We start from the raw sequence: 20,045 nt of genomic DNA, 5'->3' as shown, positions 1-20,045 counted from the left end.
GGTGAATCTGTTTGGCAGGTCAATTTGTCCAATATGGAAGACATCGTAAACGTAGAAACTACGCAAGAATATCAGAGGTACTCGAACTACCTAACTTAATCGAAATCCAAACGAAATCTTATGATTGGTTCTTACAAGAAGGGTTACTTGAAATGTTCCGCGACATTTCACCAATCGAAGACTTTACAGGTAATCTATCTCTCGAATTCGTAGGTTATCGTCTTGGAGAACCTAAATACAATTTAGAAGAATCTAAGAACCGTGATGCAACATATGCCGCACCTCTTCGTGTTAAAGTGCGCTTGATTATCAAAGAAACAGGCGAAGTGAAAGAACAAGAAGTCTTCATGGGTGATTTCCCATTAATGACAGATACAGGTACGTTTATTATCAATGGTGCTGAACGTGTTATCGTATCTCAACTTGTTCGTTCACCATCCGTTTACTTTAATGAGAAGATTGATAAGAACGGACGCACAAACTACGATGCGACGATCATTCCTAACCGTGGTGCTTGGTTAGAGTACGAAACAGACGCGAAAGATGTCGTATACGTGCGTATCGACAGAACGAGAAAGCTTCCATTGACAGTACTATTACGTGCTATTGGATTCTCATCAGACCAAGAAATTATCGATTTACTTGGCGATAGTGAATACTTACGTAACACTTTAGAGAAAGATGGTACTGAGAACACAGACCAAGCGCTACTCGAAATTTATGAACGTTTACGCCCAGGTGAACCACCTACAGTTGAAAATGCTAAGAGTCTTCTTTACTCACGTTTCTTCGATCCGAAACGTTATGACTTAGCAAGCGTAGGACGTTATAAAGCTAACAAGAAATTACACTTAAAACATCGCTTATTTAATCAAAAATTAGCAGAACCTATCGTAGACACTGAATCTGGCGAAATCGTAGCAGAAGAAGGCACTGTCGTAGATCGTCGTAAATTAGAAGAAATTATGGACGTATTAGAATCTAATGCGAACAGTGAGGTTTACGATTTAGAAGATAGTATCGTAGATGAACCAGTAGAAATTCAATCTATTAAAGTCTACGTACCTAATGATGAAGAAGGTCGTACAACGACATTAATCGGTAATGCGTTCCCTGACTCAGAAGTGAAATGCATTACGCCAGCTGACCTCATTTCTTCTATGTCATACTTCTTCAACTTATTAAATGGTATTGGTTTCACTGACGATATCGACCACTTAGGTAACCGTCGTCTACGTTCAGTAGGTGAATTACTACAGAACCAATTCCGTATCGGTTTATCAAGAATGGAACGTGTTGTACGTGAAAGAATGTCAATTCAAGATACAGATTCAATCACTCCACAACAACTCATCAACATCCGTCCAGTGATTGCATCTATCAAAGAATTCTTTGGTAGCTCTCAATTATCACAATTCATGGACCAAGCTAACCCATTAGCTGAGTTGACACATAAACGTCGTCTTTCTGCTTTAGGACCTGGTGGTTTAACTCGTGAACGTGCTCAAATGGAAGTACGTGACGTGCACTATTCTCACTATGGTCGTATGTGTCCAATCGAGACACCAGAGGGACCAAACATCGGTTTAATCAACTCATTATCTAGCTATGCGCGTGTGAATGAGTTTGGTTTCATTGAAACACCATACCGTAAAGTAGATATTGAAAAGAATGCGATTACTGATCAAATCGACTATCTTACTGCTGATGAAGAAGATAGCTATGTAGTGGCTCAAGCGAACTCTCGTACTGACGAAGAAGGTCGCTTCTTAGACGATGAAGTTGTTTGTCGTTTCCGCGGTAACAACACTGTTATGGCGAAAGAAAAAATGGACTACATGGACGTATCTCCTAAACAAGTTGTTTCAGCAGCTACAGCATGTATCCCATTCTTAGAGAACGACGACTCTAACCGTGCGTTAATGGGTGCGAACATGCAACGTCAAGCGGTACCATTGATGAATCCTGAATCACCATTTGTTGGTACAGGTATGGAACACGTTGCTGCACGTGACTCTGGTGCTGCGATTATCGCAAGACATAGAGGTCGCGTAGAACATGTTGAATCTAATCAAGTACTCGTTCGTCGTTTAATCGAAGAAGACGGTCAAGAGTACGAAGGCGAAGTAGACCGTTATCCATTAGCGAAATTCAAACGTTCAAACTCAGGTACTTGCTATAACCAACGTCCAATTATCTCTACTGGAGATATCGTAGACAAAGGTGAAATCTTAGCTGATGGTCCATCTATGGAACTCGGTGAGATGGCACTTGGACGTAACGTTGTTGTAGGTTTCATGACTTGGGATGGTTATAACTATGAGGATGCCGTAATCATGAGTGAACGTTTAGTTAAAGATGACGTTTACACTTCTATCCACATTGAAGAATATGAATCTGAAGCACGCGATACGAAACTCGGACCTGAAGAGATCACTCGTGACATTCCGAACGTTTCAGAGAATGCACTTAAGAATCTCGACGAACGCGGTATCGTTTATGTTGGTGCTGAAGTTAAAGACGGAGATATCTTAGTAGGTAAAGTAACGCCTAAAGGTGTGACTGAACTTACTGCCGAAGAGCGCTTATTACACGCTATCTTTGGTGAGAAAGCACGTGAAGTTCGTGATACTTCATTACGTGTACCACACGGTGCAGGCGGTATCGTGTTAGATGTTAAAGTCTTTAACCGTGAAGAAGGAGATGACACATTATCTCCAGGTGTTAACCAACTCGTACGTGTTTATATCGTTCAGAAACGTAAGATTCACGTAGGTGACAAGATGTGTGGTCGTCACGGTAACAAAGGTGTTATTTCTAAGATTGTTCCTGAAGAAGATATGCCTTACTTACCTGATGGTCGTCCTATTGACATCATGTTAAACCCACTCGGTGTACCATCACGTATGAATATCGGACAAGTATTAGAGCTACACTTAGGTATGGCTGCTAAGAACTTAGGTATTCACGTTGCTTCACCAGTATTTGATGGTGCGAACGACGATGACGTATGGTCAACAATCGAAGAAGCAGGTATGGCACGTGACGGTAAGACAGTGCTTTACGACGGTCGTACAGGTGAACCGTTCGACAACCGTATCTCTGTCGGTGTTATGTACATGCTTAAACTTGCTCACATGGTAGACGACAAACTCCATGCTCGTTCTACTGGACCTTACTCACTCGTTACGCAACAACCACTCGGTGGTAAAGCTCAATTCGGTGGTCAACGCTTTGGTGAGATGGAGGTATGGGCACTTGAAGCATACGGTGCTGCTTATACACTTCAAGAAATCTTAACTTACAAATCAGATGACACAGTAGGCCGTGTTAAGACGTACGAGTCTATTGTAAAAGGTGAGAACATCACTAAACCAAGCGTTCCTGAATCATTCCGCGTATTGATGAAAGAATTACAAAGTTTAGGTCTTGATGTTAAGATTATGGATGAACAGAATAACGAAATCGACATGCATGACAACGAAGATGAAGAAGTTGCTGAACGCAAAGTCGATTTACAACAAAAATCTGCTCCAGAATCTCAAAAGCCTGATTAATTGTCACTTTAATAAGTTAAAGCAAGCTTCATTAACTAACCCATTTACGTTAGAGGTGGCAAGCCTGATGTAACGCCATCACTTGCTGCTCTAACGCCTTAGGTTAGAAATGAATGCTCCGAGATAAATGAGGAATCAATCAATTTGCACAGCTAATCTATATTGAAGGAGGTAGGCTCCTTGATTGATGTAAATAATTTCCATTACATGAAAATAGGACTTGCTTCACCTGAAAAGATTCGTTCTTGGTCTTTCGGTGAAGTTAAAAAGCCAGAAACAATTAACTATCGTACTTTAAAACCAGAGAAAGACGGTCTATTCTGTGAGCGAATCTTTGGACCTACGAAAGACTGGGAATGTAGTTGTGGTAAGTACAAACGTGTACGCTACAAAGGTATGGTATGTGACCGCTGTGGTGTAGAAGTAACGAAATCTAAAGTTCGTCGTGAAAGAATGGGTCACATCGAACTTGCAGCGCCTGTATCACATATTTGGTACTTCAAAGGTATTCCAAGTCGCATGGGTCTATTATTAGATATGTCTCCACGCGCACTTGAAGAAGTAATCTACTTTGCTTCATACGTTGTAGTAGATCCAGGTCCAACTGGTTTAGAGAAGAAATCATTACTCTCTGAGGCAGAGTACAGAGAATACTACGATAAATATCCAGGTCAATTCGTAGCGAAAATGGGTGCTGAAGGTATCCAAGATTTACTTGACGAAATTGATTTAGACGGTGAACTTAAAGCGTTACGTGACGAGTTAGAATCAGCTACAGGTCAACGTTTAACTCGTGCGATTAAACGTCTCGAAGTCGTTGAATCATTTAGAAACTCAGGTAATAATCCTGCATGGATGATTTTAGATGTGCTTCCAATTATTCCACCTGAAATTCGTCCAATGGTTCAATTAGATGGTGGTCGTTTCGCGACAAGTGACTTGAACGATTTATATCGTCGTGTCATCAACCGTAACAACCGTTTGAAACGTCTATTAGATTTAGGCGCACCTGGCATCATCGTTCAGAACGAGAAACGTATGTTACAAGAAGCTGTCGACGCGCTCATCGATAATGGTCGTCGTGGCCGTCCAGTAACTGGTCCAGGTAACCGTCCGTTGAAATCACTTTCTCATATGCTTAAAGGTAAGCAAGGACGTTTCCGTCAGAACTTACTCGGTAAACGTGTAGACTACTCAGGTCGTTCTGTTATCGCAGTAGGACCAAGCCTTAAGATGTATCAATGTGGTCTACCGAAAGAAATGGCGCTTGAACTCTTCAAACCATTCGTGATGAAAGAGCTTGTTCAACGCGAAATCGCAACAAATATTAAAAATGCTAAAAGTAAAATTGAACGCATGGATGATGAAGTATGGGATGTACTTGAAGATGTTATCAAAGAACACCCAGTACTCTTAAACCGTGCGCCAACATTACACAGATTAGGTATCCAAGCTTTCGAACCTACATTAGTTGAAGGTCGTGCGATCCGTCTTCACCCACTCGCAACTACAGCTTATAACGCTGACTTCGACGGTGACCAAATGGCGGTTCACGTTCCATTATCTAAAGAAGCACAAGCCGAAGCACGTATGCTCATGCTTGCTGCTCAGAACATCCTAAACCCTAAAGATGGTAAACCAGTTGTTACACCATCTCAAGACATGGTATTAGGTAACTATTACATTACGTTAGAACGTAAAGAAGCAGTGAATACAGGTCAAATCTTTAATGACGCTAACGAAGTGCTTAAAGCATATGCTAACGGTTATGTACATCTCCATTCACGTATCGGTGTACACGCTAGCTCATTTAACAACCCAACATTCACTGAAGAACAGAATAGAAAGATCTTAACTACAACAGTAGGTAAGATTATCTTTAACGAAATCATTCCAGATTCATTCGCTTACATTAACGAACCAAGTCAAGAGAACCTCGAAGTACGTACACCAGATAAATACTTCGTAGATCCAGCTCAACTTGGCGAAGGCGGATTGAAAGAATACTTCGATGACAAAGAACTCGTTGAACCATTCAACAAGAGCTTCTTAGGTAATATCATCGCTGAAGTCTTCAATCGTTTCAGCATCACTGATACATCTATGATGCTTGACCGAATGAAAGACCTCGGTTTCAAATTCTCTTCTAAAGCAGGTATTACTGTCGGTGTATCTGACATCGTGGTTCTTCCTGACAAACAAGAGATCTTAGACGAAAGTGAAGCGTTAGTTGAACGTGTGACTAAACAATATAACCGTGGTTTAATCACAGAAGATGAACGTTACAACGCCGTAGTTGAAATTTGGACAAATGCCAAAGATAAGATCCAAGGCGAATTAATGCAATCACTTGAAAAGACTAACCCTATCTTCATGATGAGTGACTCTGGTGCCCGTGGTAACGCATCTAACTTCACTCAGCTTGCAGGTATGCGTGGTCTGATGGCAGCACCATCTGGTAAGATCATCGAATTACCTATCACATCATCATTCCGTGAAGGTTTAACCGTATTAGAATACTTCATTTCTACACACGGGGCGCGTAAAGGTCTTGCCGATACAGCGCTTAAGACTGCCGACTCAGGTTACCTCACTCGTCGTCTCGTTGACGTTGCTCAAGACGTTATCGTGCGCGAAGAAGATTGTGGTACTGACCGTGGTCTCCTTGTTTCAGATATCAAAGAAGGTACTGAAATGATTGAACCATTCGTAGAACGTATCGAAGGACGTTACTCTAAAGAAACAGTTCGTCACCCAGAAACGGACGAAATCTTAGTTCATCCTGACGAACTCATCACTTCTGATTTAGCTAAGAAGATTGTTGATGCAGGTATTACTGAAATGTACATCCGCTCAGCATTCACTTGTAATACACGTCACGGCGTGTGTGAACGTTGTTATGGTAAAAACCTTGCAACAGGTGAAAAAGTTGAAGTCGGAGAAGCAGTCGGTACTATCGCTGCACAATCCATCGGTGAACCAGGTACACAGCTTACAATGCGTACATTCCACACTGGTGGGGTAGCAGGTAGTGACATCACTCAAGGTTTACCTCGTATCCAAGAGATCTTCGAAGCACGTAATCCTAAAGGTCAAGCTGTGATTACAGAAATCGAAGGTGTCGTTGAAGAAATTAAACTTGCGAAAGACCGTCAACAAGAAATCGTGATTAAAGGTGCAAACGAAACAAGAAGCTACCTCGCTTCAGGTACTTCAAGATTGAAAGTTGAAGAAGGTCAAGAAGTAGCACGTGGTGAAGTATTAACAGAAGGTTCTATCGAGCCTAAACACTACCTCTCTGTAGCAGGTCTTAACGCTACTGAAAGCTACTTACTTAAAGAAGTTCAAAAAGTTTATCGTATGCAAGGTGTTGAAATCGACGACAAACACGTTGAGGTCATGGTACGTCAAATGTTACGTAAAGTTCGTATTATCGAAGCAGGTGACACAGGCTTACTACCAGGTTCACTTGTCGACATTCACAACTTTACTGATGCAAACCGTGCAGCATTCCAAGAACGCAAACGTCCAGCAACTGCTAAACCAGTACTTCTCGGTATTACGAAAGCGTCTCTTGAAACTGAAAGCTTCTTATCAGCAGCTTCATTCCAAGAAACAACTCGTGTACTTACAGATGCGGCAATCAAAGGTAAACGTGATAACTTACTCGGCTTGAAAGAGAACGTTATCATCGGTAAATTGATTCCAGCTGGTACAGGTATGAGACGTTACAGCGACGTTCATTACGATAAGACTTTATCTGAAGCAGACATGACAAGTGAAGACGTTCAATTCACTGAATAAGATATAAGACAAAGCAGCAGCCCGTAGATGGGTTGCTGCTTTTTTGTATTGTAGAGCGATTTGCGAACACATATGTAAAGCGAAAGGCCTGCACTTCATACCTTTCGCTTTCACCACTTTTAAGGCTATTTAATTTCTGTCAGTAAATCGTTCACGTTATGAACAATAAACGTTGGATTTTGACTCATCAATTCACGAGAGGAGTGAGAGCCCCAAGTCACGGCACAAGAAGCAATATCTGCAGCTTTAGCCATTTGAATATCAAAGATAGCATCGCCGATATAAATTGTTTCCATCTTATTCAACTGATGTGCGCGCGCAATATAATTTACGCCATCGGGAGCAGGTTTATAGTTATCCACTTTATCTGAACCAACTACCTCTGTGAAATAGTCTTTAATACCTAATATCGTTAAGTTTCGATCAATCACTTCACTGTGTTTACTAGAAACCATAAACATATGAACACCTAGGTTGCGCAACTTGATTAATATTTCTTCAATTCCAGGGAATAGCGTCAAATATTTATTTTCAACCTTTTTATATTCAGCTCTGAAATCTTCGATGAGTTGAGAGAGTGCTTCTTCACTTAATTGTTGTTCGCTCATTTCTGGAAAGCTTTTTTCAATCGGGATACCCATGTAGTGTTGGATCGTCGTCTTACTAGGAATGTTGAGGTTATGTTTTTTAAAAGCATGTTGCGTAGCGATAACACCGCATTGACTTGAGTCAGCGATCGTTCCGTCGAAGTCGAAAATGTAGTTTTTGTACATGATGATTAAATCTCCTTTTTCTGTTTGAATTAGTGTAACACAAACGCCTGTATTTGGGACCAGTCATTTTATGATAAAAGAAAGGAATTTGATTATAAAAAATCGCTATAAGTGGTTTAATTTCATAAACGTATTTGATAACATAAATGGAGTATGACACAACGTAGCAATGATGCCAATATAATTCACTAATTGTATTGACGGGACATCTAACTCATGTTATTATTGTTAAGGTTGATGCAAGCAGAACTTTGGAGGATATGTAAATGTCTAATGAAAAAGTTGCACGCTTTAACAAACAACGCTATGTTGTTGGTCTGAAACAAACGCTTAAAGCTTTGGACAAAGACCAAGTTACATCATTGATTATTGCGAAAGACGTCGAAGTTTATTTGTTGACGGACGTGTTGAACAGAATCAATCATAAAGCGATACCTATTGACTATTTCGAAAGCAAGCGCGCTTTAGGATCAGAGGTAGGTATCAACGTAGATGCTACAGTCGTGGCGCTACTGAAGTGAATTAGTAAGCTGAGTCTTACTAAATTTTCTTTAACTCAAAAATGAACCACCTGGATGTGTGGGATTATAAAACAAGAGAGGAGGACACATTCAATGCCAACTATTAACCAATTGGTGCGCAAACCAAGAAAAAGCAAATCTAAAGTATCAGATTCACCAGCATTGAATAAAGGTTTCAACAGTAAAAAGAAAAGATTTACTGACTTAAACTCACCACAAAAACGTGGCGTTTGTACTCGTGTTGGTACTATGACACCTAAAAAACCAAACTCCGCGTTACGTAAATATGCACGTGTGCGTTTATCTAACAATATCGAAGTTAACGCATACATCCCTGGTATCGGCCACAACTTACAAGAACACAGTGTTGTACTTGTACGTGGTGGACGTGTAAAAGACTTACCTGGTGTGCGTTACCATATCGTACGTGGTGCACTTGATACTTCAGGTGTTGATGGACGTAGACAAGGACGTTCATTATACGGAACTAAGAAACCTAAAGACGAAAAGAAAAAATAAGTTTAAGATTGCGTAAATCGTGATTATAACAATGAAATTACGACTATACTAGGAAGGGAGGATTCTCAATATGCCTCGTAAAGGTTCAGTACCAAAAAGAGACGTGTTACCAGATCCAATTCATAATTCTAAATTAGTTACTAAATTAATTAACAAAATTATGTTAGATGGTAAACGCGGTACAGCACAAAAAATCTTATACTCTGCATTCGAAACAGTACAAGAACGTACTGGTCGCGATGCAATGGAAGTATTCGAAGAAGCTATCGACAATATCATGCCTGTATTAGAAGTTAAAGCTCGCCGTGTAGGTGGCTCTAACTACCAAGTACCAGTAGAAGTTCGCCCTGAGCGTCGTACTACATTAGGTTTACGTTGGTTAGTCAACTACGCTCGTCTTCGTGGTGAGAAAACGATGGAAGAGCGTTTAGCTAACGAAATCTTAGATGCTGCTAACAACACAGGTGGCGCTGTTAAGAAACGTGAAGACGTTCATAAGATGGCTGAAGCCAACAAAGCATTTGCTCATTATCGTTGGTAAGATAGTTAAATTGACCCTGAGCGACAGTTGCGAATACCACGAGTATATTCCTTCTTGTGCTTAGGGCATCGCCATATGGATAGTATTTATTCACAGTAATACTGGAAGGAGAAAAATACATGGCTAGAGATTTTAGTTTAAAAAAGACTCGTAATATCGGTATCATGGCCCACATCGATGCTGGTAAGACAACTGCGACTGAACGTATTCTTTACTATACTGGCCGTATCCACAAAATTGGTGAAACACACGAAGGTGCTTCACAAATGGACTGGATGGAACAAGAGCAAGACCGTGGTATTACAATCACATCAGCTGCCACTACTGCTCAATGGAATGACCACCGTGTAAACATCATCGACACACCAGGACACGTAGACTTCACAGTTGAAGTTGAACGTTCATTACGTGTGTTAGACGGTGCGGTTACAGTACTAGACGCTCAATCAGGTGTAGAACCTCAAACAGAAACAGTTTGGCGTCAGGCTACAACTTATAGCGTTCCTCGTATTGTGTTCGTAAACAAAATGGACAAATTAGGTGCAAACTTTGAATACTCAGTAAGCACTATCCATGATCGTTTACAAGCTAACGCTGCGCCAATTCAATTACCAATTGGTTCAGAAGACGATTTCGAAGCAATCATCGACTTAGTTAAGATGAAATGCTACAAATACAACAATGACTTAGGTACAGATGTTGAAGAAATCGACATCCCTGAAGATCATAAAGAAAGAGCTGAAGAAGCTCGTACTACATTAATCGAAGCTGTTGCAGAAGTCAGCGACGACTTAATGGAGAAATATCTTGGTGACGAAGAAATCTCAATCGACGAATTGAAAGAAGCAATTCGTTACGCAACGAACGAAGTAGAATTCTACCCAGTTCTTTGTGGTTCAGCGTTCAAGAACAAAGGTGTTCAACTTATGCTTGACGCTGTTATCGATTACCTACCATCACCATTAGATGTTAAACCAATCGTTGGTCACCGTGCTGAAGAACCAGACGAAGAAGTGGTTTGTAAAGCAGATGACGATGCAGAATTCGCTGCATTAGCATTCAAAGTTATGAGTGACCCTTACGTTGGTAAATTAACATTCTTCCGTGTGTACTCAGGTACACTCGACGCTGGTTCTTACGTGAAGAACTCTAGTAAGAACAAACGTGAACGTGTTGGTCGTTTACTTCAAATGCATGCGAACCACCGTGAAGAGTTAAACACAGTTTACTCAGGTGACATCGCTGCAGCTGTAGGTCTTAAAGAAACTGGTACAGGTGACACTTTATGTGGCGAGAAGAATGACATTATCTTAGAATCAATGGAATTCCCAGAGCCAGTTATTCACTTATCAGTTGAACCTAAATCTAAAGCTGACCAAGACAAGATGACTCAAGCTTTAGTTAAATTACAAGAAGAAGACCCAACATTCCGTGCGCATACTGACGACGAAACTGGACAAGTTATCATCGGCGGTATGGGTGAGTTACACTTAGACATCTTAGTTGACCGTATGAAGAAAGAATTTAACGTTGAATGTAACGTAGGTGCACCAATGGTTTCATACCGTGAAACATTCAAGACACAAGCGTCAGTTCAAGGTAAATTCGCGCGTCAATCTGGTGGTCGTGGTCAATACGGTGACGTTCAAATCGAATTCACACCAAACGAAACTGGTGCAGGTTTCGAATTCGAAAACGCTATCGTTGGTGGTGTAGTTCCACGTGAATACATTCCATCAGTTGAACAAGGTCTTCAAGATGCTATGGAAAATGGTGTCTTAGCTGGATACCCATTAATCGACGTTAAAGCGAAATTATTTGATGGTTCATACCACGATGTCGACTCATCTGAAATGGCCTTCAAGATCGCTGCGTCATTAGCGCTTAAAGAAGCTGCTAAAAAATGTGATCCAGTAATCTTAGAACCAATGATGAAAGTTACAATCGAAATGCCAGAAGAATACATGGGCGACATCATGGGTGACGTTACAGCTCGTCGTGGCCGTGTAGATGGTATGGAACCACGCGGTAACGCACAAGTTGTTAACGCATTCGTACCACTTTCTGAAATGTTCGGTTATGCAACTTCATTACGTTCTAACACTCAAGGTCGCGGTACTTACACTATGTACTTCGATCACTATGCAGAAGTACCTAAATCAATCGCTGATGAAATCATCAAGAAAAACAGTGGTTCTGCAGAATAATAACTGAATACAACTGAATAAAGTCACATTTATTCCGAATTGTATTCGTTAGGCAGAGCAAAGTTTTATGCATTGATTTTTTGGTTAAAATGCATTATAAATGAACTGTATAGGTTTGTTTAAACTATGTTAGAAACAACAGTGAACTAGGAGGACTATCGTATGGTAGTTTCTTCCTAGGGATCTGATTCTCATGATGGTGAGAAACTGTCATGAGAGATAAATAATACAAACAATTTTCTATCGAAGAGGAGAGATTCTATAATGGCTAAAGAAAAATTCGATCGCTCAAAAGAACATGCCAATATCGGAACTATCGGTCACGTTGACCATGGTAAAACAACTTTAACAGCTGCAATCGCAACTGTATTAGCAAAAAATGGTGATACTGTAGCTCAATCTTACGACATGATTGACAACGCTCCAGAAGAAAAAGAACGTGGTATCACAATCAACACTGCTCACATCGAGTACCAAACTGACAAACGTCACTACGCTCACGTTGACTGCCCAGGACACGCTGACTATGTTAAAAACATGATCACTGGTGCAGCTCAAATGGACGGCGGTATCTTAGTTGTATCTGCTGCTGACGGTCCAATGCCACAAACTCGTGAACACATTCTTTTATCACGTAACGTTGGTGTACCAGCTCTTGTTGTATTCTTAAACAAAGTTGACCAAGTAGACGACGAAGAATTATTAGAATTAGTTGAAATGGAAGTTCGTGACTTATTAAGCGAATACGACTTCCCTGGTGACGATGTACCAGTAATCGCTGGATCTGCATTAAAAGCATTAGAAGGCGACGAAGAACAAGAAAACAAAATCTTAGAATTAATGCAAGCAGTTGACGACTTCATCCCAACTCCAGACCGTGACTCTGACAAACCATTCATGATGCCAGTTGAGGACGTATTCTCAATCACTGGTCGTGGTACTGTTGCTACAGGCCGTGTTGAACGTGGTCAAATCAAAGTTGGTGAAGAAGTTGAAATCATCGGTATGGCTGATGAATCACAAAAAACAACTGTTACTGGTGTAGAAATGTTCCGTAAGTTATTAGACTACGCTGAAGCTGGTGACAACATCGGTGCGTTATTACGTGGTATTGCACGTGAAGACGTTCAACGTGGTCAAGTATTAGCTGCTCCTGGTTCAATCACACCACACACTAAATTCAAAGCTGAAGTTTACGTATTATCTAAAGACGAAGGTGGACGTCACACTCCATTCTTCTCTAACTACCGTCCGCAATTCTATTTCCGTACTACTGACGTAACTGGTGTAGTTAACTTACCAGAAGGTACAGAAATGGTTATGCCTGGTGACAACGTTGAAATGGACGTTGAATTAATTTCACCAATCGCTATCGAAGACGGTACTCGTTTCTCTATCCGTGAAGGTGGACGTACTGTAGGTTCAGGCGTTGTAACTGAAATCAAAGAATAATAACGAGTATATCTTTTTAGAGCTCCCTTTATGGGGGCTCTTTTTTTGGCTAAAAATAATTAAAAAGGCTCGGAACATGATGTTCCGAGCCTTACTCTCCAACTATGAGAAGAGTGATGCTTATGAAAGCATTAACTTTATTCTTTAGAAAGGAGAACCTCCATGGTTCCTATCGAAGAAGTATTACATCTTATGATTGACTTCGGTATGTTTATCTTAGTCTTCATAGGATTAGTAGTATCGATAGTTAATATTAAAGAGAAATAATATTAAAAAAACCATTCCAGCTTTGGCTAGAATGGTTTTATCATCATTTAATGCCACCGTCTAAAAACGGGCTTATAGGGTGTAAGTGTGACAGCACTTGCACCTTCTTTAATTTAAAGATAGCACAGTTTCTCGATAAAGTCTATCTTTAAAATGACAAATCGTTTCCTATTTACCGGTGATTTCCTCTGCTTTGAAGGAGACAAATTGCGCACAGTCATACTACCTTCAAGCAATAGAGCAGTCTTCAACTCATTCGCGACTTAGACTTTGATGTGCTCGTACCGTGGGTTTCTATTAAAGGCGAGTGTCCGGTTTATTTTGTAAAGGATGAAGAGGAGAAACAGAAAAACATTCAAAATATTATAGATCGTGTACGTGATGGCGCAAATAGTTGAGTTTGAATAAAAATCTTTCTGTTCAAGTGAGATATAGAGTGAATAAAAAAGGAGTGAGATAACGCAAATCGCTAAGATTTTGATATCTCACTTCTTCACTAATATAAATGTATAAATCTACGCTTCCTCATTCTCGAACACATTTTCCAGATCAAGAATCTTTAAGAAAGTACTTAAAGTATATTTCAAAGCAGCCTCATCAATATCAAAGTAAGGACTGTGATGCGGATGCATCGTATCTTTCTGCTCGTTGCCACAACCAGTCAAGAAGAACCCGCCTGGTTTCACCGTTTGATAGTAAGAGAAGTCCTCACCAATCATCATCAAATCACTATCATGATAAATCAAGTTGAGATCTTGTGCTGCGTGTTTAATCGTTTCATAGCACTCGTGGTCGTTATCAACGGGAAGATAACCTCTAATGTATTCAAAGTCATACGTAATGTCATTGGCCACTGCTAGTCCTTGCAATAGTTTCTCCATCTTATATTTAATATGCGCTTGAATGTCTGTATCAAAGACACGAACCGTTCCGCGACAATATGCAGAGTCTGGAATCACATTATCTGCTGAACCAGCTTGAACCATGCCGAAACTAATCACCGCATGTTTTACAGGGTCAATCGTACGGGTCACAATCTTCTGTGCACTGAGAATAAATTCAGCCATCACAACGACAGGGTCAATCGTTTCGTGAGGCTTAGCGCCATGACCACCGCGACCATGAATTGCGATGTTAAACTCATCAGGAGAAGCCATCATCGCACCAGAGCGAGAATAGATAGTACCTGTAGGATAGCCAGACCACAAATGATTACCATAAATACGGTCAATGCCCTCAAGACAACCAGCTTCAGTCATTTCTTGAGCACCACCTGGCATGAGTTCTTCGCCATGTTGGAAGATAAGCACGACATTACCATTAAGTTGGTCTCTATGGGCCTCTAGAATCTCAGCTAGCGAGAGCAGAATAGCCGTATGACCATCGTGACCACACGCGTGACTCACACCGCTGTTGCGAGACTGGTAATGTGACTCTCTCGCTTCTTCAATAGGTAACGCATCGAAATCAGCGCGCAAAGCAATCGTCGGACCATCACCATGCCCTCTGAACGTCGCTACGATACCATTGCGACCCACAGGCTGTTGTACTTCACATGACAAATCATGCAGCTTACTCAAGATATAATCGTGTGTGTGATATTCTTCAAATGATAACTCTGGATATTGATGCAAGTAGCGTCGCGTTTGTATCATCGTCGCTTCGTAGTCGCGTGCAAGTTTGAACCAATCTGTCATGTTTATCCTTCTCCTTACTTAATTTCACCTCATTATAACACGATTTGCGCCTCTGCAGTAAGGTCTGACTCCGCCTTTTAAACGTGATAGTATTACCTGTAAAATAGACCGAGGCTATCATGATAAAAGCGCTTTCTGAAATGACCGTATTCGCTTTTCACTCAATATAAAATAGGGTATGATAAAGATGAGGTTAGATTTAATATCATGTATAACATACGAAAGGTCAGCGAGTTGAATCATCTCGCGCCTTGACTTTCATGGTTTGTTACACATAACAAAGGAGGACTATGAGTGGTACAATCACTACACGATTTCTTAGATGAAAATCTCAATTACTTGAAGGAGAACGGCTTATACAACGAGGTTGATACGATTGAAGGGGCAAACGGTCCTGAAATTCAAATCGACGGTAAGAAATATATCAACCTATCTTCAAATAACTACTTAGGCTTAGCTACAGACGAAGACTTGAAAGCTGCAGCTAAAGAAGCGATTGATAACCGCGGTGTTGGTGCTGGGGCGGTACGTTCAATCAACGGTACACTCGACATCCACGACGAACTTGAAGAAACACTTGCTGAATTCAAAGGTACAGAAGCAGCAATCGCATACCAATCAGGTTTCAACTGTAATATGGCTGCAATTTCTGCAGTAATGAATAAAAACGATGCTATTCTATCAGATGAGTTAAACCACGCTTCAATCATCGATGGTTGCCGCTTATCTAAAGCGAAGATTATCCGCGTGAACCACTCTGATATGGACGATTTAAGAAAGAAAGCGAAAGAAGCGGTTGAATCAGGCGAGTACAACAAAGTGATGTACATCACTGATGGCGTATTCAGCATGGACGGTGACGTTGCGAAGTTACCAGAAATCGTTGAAATCGCTGAAGAATACGGTCTACTCACTTACGTTGACGATGCGCACGGTTCAGGTGTTATGGGCAACGGCGCTGGTACAGTGAAACATTTCGGCTTACAAGATAAGATCGACTTCCAAATCGGTACATTATCTAAAGCGATCGGTGTTGTCGGCGGTTATGTTGCAGGTAGCCAACAACTCATCGATTGGTTGAAAGCACAATCTCGTCCATTCTTATTCTCAACTTCACTTGCACCTGGAGATACGAAAGCAGTTACTGCTGCAGTTAAAAAACTTATGGCATCAACAGAGCTACACGATAAACTTTGGGATAACGCTAAATACCTTAAAGAAGGCTTACAAAAACTTGGTTTCGACACTGGTGAATCAGAAACACCAATTACACCAGTTATTATTGGTGATGAAAAAGATACACAAGAATTCAGTAAACGTCTTAAAGATGAAGGTATCTACGTGAAATCCATCGTCTTCCCAACAGTGCCACACGGTACAGGACGTGTACGTAACATGCCTACTGCAGCGCATACGAAAGAAATGTTAGACAAAGCATTAGCTGCTTATGAAAAAATCGGAAAAGACATCGGTATTATTAAATAATTATCAAATGTCAAAGACATGAATCATCCCCCGTTCGCCATCTGTAGCGAGCGGGGGATTTGTTGTACTTTGATTTAGTGTTTCATCTTCTCTCTTGCTTCTCTTAACGCTTTACTTTGCATAAATGGAATAACGACCCAAATAATGTGTAATAATATCGTTAAGATAACGAGAAGGATAGGAATAAAGATTTCCATAATACTGATATCGATAATAAATGAAATAATGATAAATGCCGTGATAAACGGTAAGGCACAAACGACAACGAGTACCAGTAAGACGAATTGAAATACTTGTGTTGCGAAAGAATTAATTAAGTCTAATCCTATAATTGCTAGGTAGGCTAAGGTGATAATAATTAGAAGTACTACCAGCCATCCTTCTGAAATACCATTTTGACTCTCAATATGTTTTTGATAAGGCGTTAAAGTAGGTAGAATAAATAAAAACATTGTTGATAGCCATGCTAATATACCAAAGAATACAAACATGATTTTTGAATTATTGCTATTCATCGTAAACGACCTCCATTCATTTCTGTCTTTTCTGGAGTTGAATCGTAAGGTGGACTATCTTTCTTGTATATTACATAGCAAATTAATTTGTTCTCATTAGTAAATATACCCTTTTTCACAATATTAATTCATTATATAGTTTGCCTATAACGATATTTTTATTTGGTCATTTTTTGCGATGGTTATGGAAAATACTTGGATGCGCAGTATTGCTTATATCACCATGAGATACTTTTTGCTCATCAACTAACTTAAAGGGGTTGCATTTTACCTTAGAAAGTCTTAAGATGAGTTCGTTAGAATTAATGAGCTGTATGAAAATAAAAATTTCATAACGACTTAGCAGAAAGAGGGGTGTCAACATGGCTGAATTTAGAGAATTAACCATGGCGGATGAAGAACGTTATTGTGAATATATTAAAGAGTGGATCGATAATGACGAACTCGTTGTCCCACGTGTGACGGACATCGTGAAATACGATGACTTCGAAGACCTTGTGAAGTCACTCGAAGCGAATAAGTCGCATGACGAAAGTATCGATAATACAACATACTTCCTCATCGTTGAAGGAACGATCATCGGTGCGGCAAATATTCGTCATGACTTAAACCACAAATTGAAGAAAGTGGGCGGTCATGTTGGCTATGGCGTACGTCGCAGTTATCGTGGTCAAGGCTATGGAAGCAAGATCCTGAAGAAAGCGCTAGATTATCTATCACGTATCGATGTGAAAGAGGCGTTGGTGACTTGCGAGAAGTCGAATACATCATCGGCGAAAGTCATCGAGAAGAACGGTGGCGAAGAAATCGAGCCGAGCGTGATGGAAGACGGTACTGAGGTGCGTCGCTTTATTATTGAAATTGCATAAGATGATGTGAAGTTGGAGAACCTAATGCGAGCTGAGGCTTGTCATTAGGTTCTTTTTTGGTGGCAGGACAAGAAGGAGTCGTTGTTTTCGCGGTACTGCCTCTACAACGCGGACTTTGTCATTCCTCATGATCCACATTGTTCCCTTCTCATTAATTAACTCGATAATCGTCCATCAACTCTTGTAAAATAATTTAAAAAGCGCAGTAGAGATTTGGATTCATAAGGGTTTTAATTTTTATGAATTCTAGGGAGAAAGACAACACAAGTATAGATTTCTGGCTTCTTTCCTCAAGAAAGCCCTTACATTAAATTAACTATTTACATCCTACCGTGACGGCGTTATGATAATTAGTGAACGAAACGTATCGTTTTATAATAGAAGGAAGAAGGATGTAAGATGTTTGGCATATCACTCGTTAGTTTAATCTTGAGATTTCTAATAGGTGGGCTTGCCGTAGCGGCTGCATCAGTGCTCGCGAAGAAAGTCGGAGGTAAGATCGGCGGCATCATCGCAACAATGCCGGCAGTTTATCTTGCAGCAGTGATTGCGCTTGCGATTGACCATCGAGGACAAACGCTCGTCAACATGTCGATTCACTTAAGTTCAGGAGCGATTCTAGGTATTGTCGCATGTATCGTTACGGTATTTGTGACTGCCTATTATATAAAGAATAAAGGCTTCCAACGCGGAACCGTGTTTGCAGTCTTGTTCTGGCTCGTATTATCTTGTGCATTTTTCGGAATCAAACATTTAATGTAAGGAGAGCGAATGTCAGTGAAATCACTCGTCATTAAATTTGTACTCGGCGGCGCAGCAGTAGCCTTAAGTTACATTATATCTATGGTCATACCTTGGAGAGAGTTTGGAGGTATCTTCGCAACGTTCCCCGCAGTTTATCTCGTATCGATGTATCTTTCTGGATACGAATTCGGTGACAAAGTAGCGATGCACGTGAGTCGTGGCGCAGTCTTTGGTATGATAGGTGTACTAGCCAATATATTAGTGACATGGATCATGTTGACTTACACAGGCATGTGGTTATTGAGCATCATCGTCGGATTTATCGCATGGTTTGTCACTGCAATGATTGTGTTTGAGCTAGTCGAGTTGATAGCACATAGAAGAGGTGGCGCACATGGCAGGGAGACCCAAAGATCCCACGGTTAATCAGAAAGTATTTAACGCAATAGACGATATTTTAAGTAAACAACATTATCATGATATGACCGTTGATCAAATTGCGAATCAGTCCGGTGTATCGAAGACGACGATTTATCGACGTTGGTCTGACAAATCCTTTATCATCATCGATATGTTTCTCGAGCAGACCGAGACCTACAAACCCCATCCTGTGAGTTTGTACGACGACTTGTATCAGTTTCTCATTCACGTCATGCACATCTATAAATCCAATTTAGGCATTGCAGTGATGGAAATCTTGATCAATCAGTATCATAAAGAGGCCAAGATGCGTTTCATGGAGGCTTACTTTAGTGAGAAACGTAGCGTGCTCAAGGATATTATCGAGACATATACGACGATAGACGATGAAGATTTGTTTATAGATTTAATTTTCTCGCCGATCTATTTCAATTTGATTATTAAGCCTGAAGTATTAGATGAGGCTTATATTGATAAAATGCTCCGATTGATATTGAGAATGTACGAACTTTATCATCAACAGTAAGGTGCTTTGTGTAAAAGGGTTGAGCGCACATTATAATAGGAAGACATACGTTTAAAAAATGATTATGAATACAATAGCGAGCTGGAGTGTGATTACAGTCATACTTCAGCTTAATTTATATCAATTTGTTATCATAGAGATGAGTTAA

The 20,045-nt window shown here is 40.4% G+C and carries 16 protein-coding genes and 1 pseudogene; 14 read left to right on the top strand and 3 right to left on the bottom strand.

The window, feature by feature from the left end; genetic code table 11:
• Positions 1–11: 11 nt before the first annotated feature.
• Together rpoB and rpoC are read left to right on the top strand one after the other, a co-directional pair.
• Entirely contained in the window at positions 12–3,557 is a 3,546-nt protein-coding gene (rpoB, locus tag HMPREF2802_RS07620) for a DNA-directed RNA polymerase subunit beta (RefSeq protein WP_070503394.1), read from the top strand.
• Between the two features lie 207 nt (positions 3,558–3,764).
• Positions 3,765–7,361: a DNA-directed RNA polymerase subunit beta' gene (gene rpoC / locus HMPREF2802_RS07615; protein ID WP_167693684.1), complete on the top strand. Its 3,597-nt coding sequence runs from the start codon at positions 3,765–3,767 to the stop codon at positions 7,359–7,361.
• A gap of 125 nt (positions 7,362–7,486) precedes the next feature.
• Here the strand turns inward: rpoC and HMPREF2802_RS07610 are convergent, their stop codons facing one another.
• Positions 7,487–8,134, bottom strand: a complete 648-nt coding sequence (locus HMPREF2802_RS07610; RefSeq protein ID WP_070503392.1) for an HAD family hydrolase — start codon at positions 8,132–8,134, stop codon at positions 7,487–7,489.
• Positions 8,135–8,400: 266 nt separating this feature from the next.
• On the opposite strand from HMPREF2802_RS07610, the gene HMPREF2802_RS07605 reads away from it, so the two are divergent.
• The 7 genes and pseudogenes from HMPREF2802_RS07605 to HMPREF2802_RS12350 all read left to right on the top strand — a co-directional run.
• Entirely contained in the window at positions 8,401–8,655 is a 255-nt protein-coding gene (locus HMPREF2802_RS07605; RefSeq protein ID WP_002471473.1) for a ribosomal L7Ae/L30e/S12e/Gadd45 family protein, read from the top strand.
• A 93-nt stretch (positions 8,656–8,748) separates the two neighbouring features.
• On the top strand, positions 8,749–9,174 hold the full coding sequence (gene rpsL, locus HMPREF2802_RS07600; protein ID WP_002471511.1) for a 30S ribosomal protein S12: 426 nt from the start codon (positions 8,749–8,751) through the stop codon (positions 9,172–9,174).
• Positions 9,175–9,244: 70 nt separating this feature from the next.
• The gene (rpsG, locus tag HMPREF2802_RS07595) at positions 9,245–9,715 is read left to right on the top strand and encodes a 30S ribosomal protein S7 (RefSeq protein ID WP_002471487.1); all 471 of its coding nucleotides are present in this window, start codon (positions 9,245–9,247) and stop codon (positions 9,713–9,715) included.
• Between the two features lie 119 nt (positions 9,716–9,834).
• Positions 9,835–11,922: an elongation factor G gene (gene fusA, locus HMPREF2802_RS07590; protein WP_049409036.1), complete on the top strand. Its 2,088-nt coding sequence runs from the start codon at positions 9,835–9,837 to the stop codon at positions 11,920–11,922.
• A 264-nt stretch (positions 11,923–12,186) separates the two neighbouring features.
• Positions 12,187–13,374 carry an elongation factor Tu gene (gene tuf, locus HMPREF2802_RS07585; protein ID WP_002471493.1) on the top strand — a complete coding sequence of 396 codons (1,188 nt, stop codon included), beginning with the start codon at positions 12,187–12,189 and terminating at the stop codon, positions 13,372–13,374.
• 162 nt (positions 13,375–13,536) lie between these two features.
• Positions 13,537–13,641 carry a putative holin-like toxin gene (locus HMPREF2802_RS07580; protein ID WP_070503391.1) on the top strand — a complete coding sequence of 35 codons (105 nt, stop codon included), beginning with the start codon at positions 13,537–13,539 and terminating at the stop codon, positions 13,639–13,641.
• 159 nt (positions 13,642–13,800) lie between these two features.
• Positions 13,801–14,039, top strand: a pseudogene (locus tag HMPREF2802_RS12350) (MBL fold metallo-hydrolase); the annotation flags it as partial.
• 117 nt (positions 14,040–14,156) lie between these two features.
• Here the strand turns inward: HMPREF2802_RS12350 and HMPREF2802_RS07575 are convergent.
• Complete coding sequence (locus HMPREF2802_RS07575; protein WP_070503390.1) at positions 14,157–15,338, bottom strand: amidohydrolase; 1,182 nt, start codon at positions 15,336–15,338, stop codon at positions 14,157–14,159.
• A 294-nt stretch (positions 15,339–15,632) separates the two neighbouring features.
• Between HMPREF2802_RS07575 and HMPREF2802_RS07570 the strand changes: the two genes are divergently transcribed.
• Entirely contained in the window at positions 15,633–16,823 is a 1,191-nt protein-coding gene (locus tag HMPREF2802_RS07570) for a glycine C-acetyltransferase (RefSeq protein WP_070503388.1), read from the top strand.
• Positions 16,824–16,897: 74 nt separating this feature from the next.
• Here the strand turns inward: HMPREF2802_RS07570 and HMPREF2802_RS07565 are convergent, their stop codons facing one another.
• Positions 16,898–17,338: a hypothetical protein gene (locus HMPREF2802_RS07565; protein WP_070503387.1), complete on the bottom strand. Its 441-nt coding sequence runs from the start codon at positions 17,336–17,338 to the stop codon at positions 16,898–16,900.
• A gap of 362 nt (positions 17,339–17,700) precedes the next feature.
• Here HMPREF2802_RS07565 and HMPREF2802_RS07560 point away from each other — a divergent pair, with 362 nt between their 5' ends.
• From HMPREF2802_RS07560 to HMPREF2802_RS07545, 4 genes are all read left to right on the top strand, one after another.
• Positions 17,701–18,207, top strand: coding sequence for a GNAT family N-acetyltransferase (locus tag HMPREF2802_RS07560; RefSeq protein WP_002471470.1), 507 nt, complete (start codon positions 17,701–17,703; stop codon positions 18,205–18,207).
• Positions 18,208–18,606: 399 nt separating this feature from the next.
• Complete coding sequence (locus HMPREF2802_RS07555; protein WP_002471490.1) at positions 18,607–18,969, top strand: DUF3147 family protein; 363 nt, start codon at positions 18,607–18,609, stop codon at positions 18,967–18,969.
• 15 nt (positions 18,970–18,984) lie between these two features.
• Positions 18,985–19,377, top strand: coding sequence for a DUF3147 family protein (locus HMPREF2802_RS07550; RefSeq protein ID WP_040806280.1), 393 nt, complete (start codon positions 18,985–18,987; stop codon positions 19,375–19,377).
• Positions 19,346–19,897: a TetR/AcrR family transcriptional regulator gene (locus tag HMPREF2802_RS07545; protein ID WP_002471496.1), complete on the top strand. Its 552-nt coding sequence runs from the start codon at positions 19,346–19,348 to the stop codon at positions 19,895–19,897. The genes HMPREF2802_RS07550 and HMPREF2802_RS07545 overlap by 32 nt, the downstream gene beginning before the upstream one ends.
• The last annotated feature ends 148 nt before the right edge of the window (positions 19,898–20,045 follow it).

It is taken from the genome of Staphylococcus sp. HMSC071G07, assembly GCF_001811435.1.
GTDB classification, from domain to species: domain Bacteria; phylum Bacillota; class Bacilli; order Staphylococcales; family Staphylococcaceae; genus Staphylococcus; species Staphylococcus pettenkoferi.
This window is presented reverse-complemented; position numbering and strand designations above follow the sequence as displayed.

Bases quoted from the DNA above. Each gene is read 5' to 3' on its own strand.
- HMPREF2802_RS07610 (WP_070503392.1), bottom strand. From the start codon at position 8,134: ATGTACAAAAACTACATTTTCGACTTCGACGGAACGATCGCTGACTCA.
- rpoC (WP_167693684.1), top strand. From the start codon at position 3,765: ATGAAAATAGGACTTGCTTCACCTGAAAAGATTCGTTCTTGGTCTTTC.
- HMPREF2802_RS07580 (WP_070503391.1), top strand. From the start codon at position 13,537: ATGGTTCCTATCGAAGAAGTATTACATCTTATGATTGACTTCGGTATG.
- HMPREF2802_RS07560 (WP_002471470.1), top strand. From the start codon at position 17,701: ATGGCTGAATTTAGAGAATTAACCATGGCGGATGAAGAACGTTATTGT.
- rpsL (WP_002471511.1), top strand. From the start codon at position 8,749: ATGCCAACTATTAACCAATTGGTGCGCAAACCAAGAAAAAGCAAATCT.
- tuf (WP_002471493.1), top strand. From the start codon at position 12,187: ATGGCTAAAGAAAAATTCGATCGCTCAAAAGAACATGCCAATATCGGA.
- HMPREF2802_RS07545 (WP_002471496.1), top strand. From the start codon at position 19,346: ATGGCAGGGAGACCCAAAGATCCCACGGTTAATCAGAAAGTATTTAAC.
- HMPREF2802_RS07555 (WP_002471490.1), top strand. From the start codon at position 18,607: ATGTTTGGCATATCACTCGTTAGTTTAATCTTGAGATTTCTAATAGGT.
- HMPREF2802_RS07565 (WP_070503387.1), bottom strand. From the start codon at position 17,338: ATGAATAGCAATAATTCAAAAATCATGTTTGTATTCTTTGGTATATTA.
- HMPREF2802_RS07575 (WP_070503390.1), bottom strand. From the start codon at position 15,338: ATGACAGATTGGTTCAAACTTGCACGCGACTACGAAGCGACGATGATA.
- fusA (WP_049409036.1), top strand. From the start codon at position 9,835: ATGGCTAGAGATTTTAGTTTAAAAAAGACTCGTAATATCGGTATCATG.
- HMPREF2802_RS07605 (WP_002471473.1), top strand. From the start codon at position 8,401: ATGTCTAATGAAAAAGTTGCACGCTTTAACAAACAACGCTATGTTGTT.
- rpsG (WP_002471487.1), top strand. From the start codon at position 9,245: ATGCCTCGTAAAGGTTCAGTACCAAAAAGAGACGTGTTACCAGATCCA.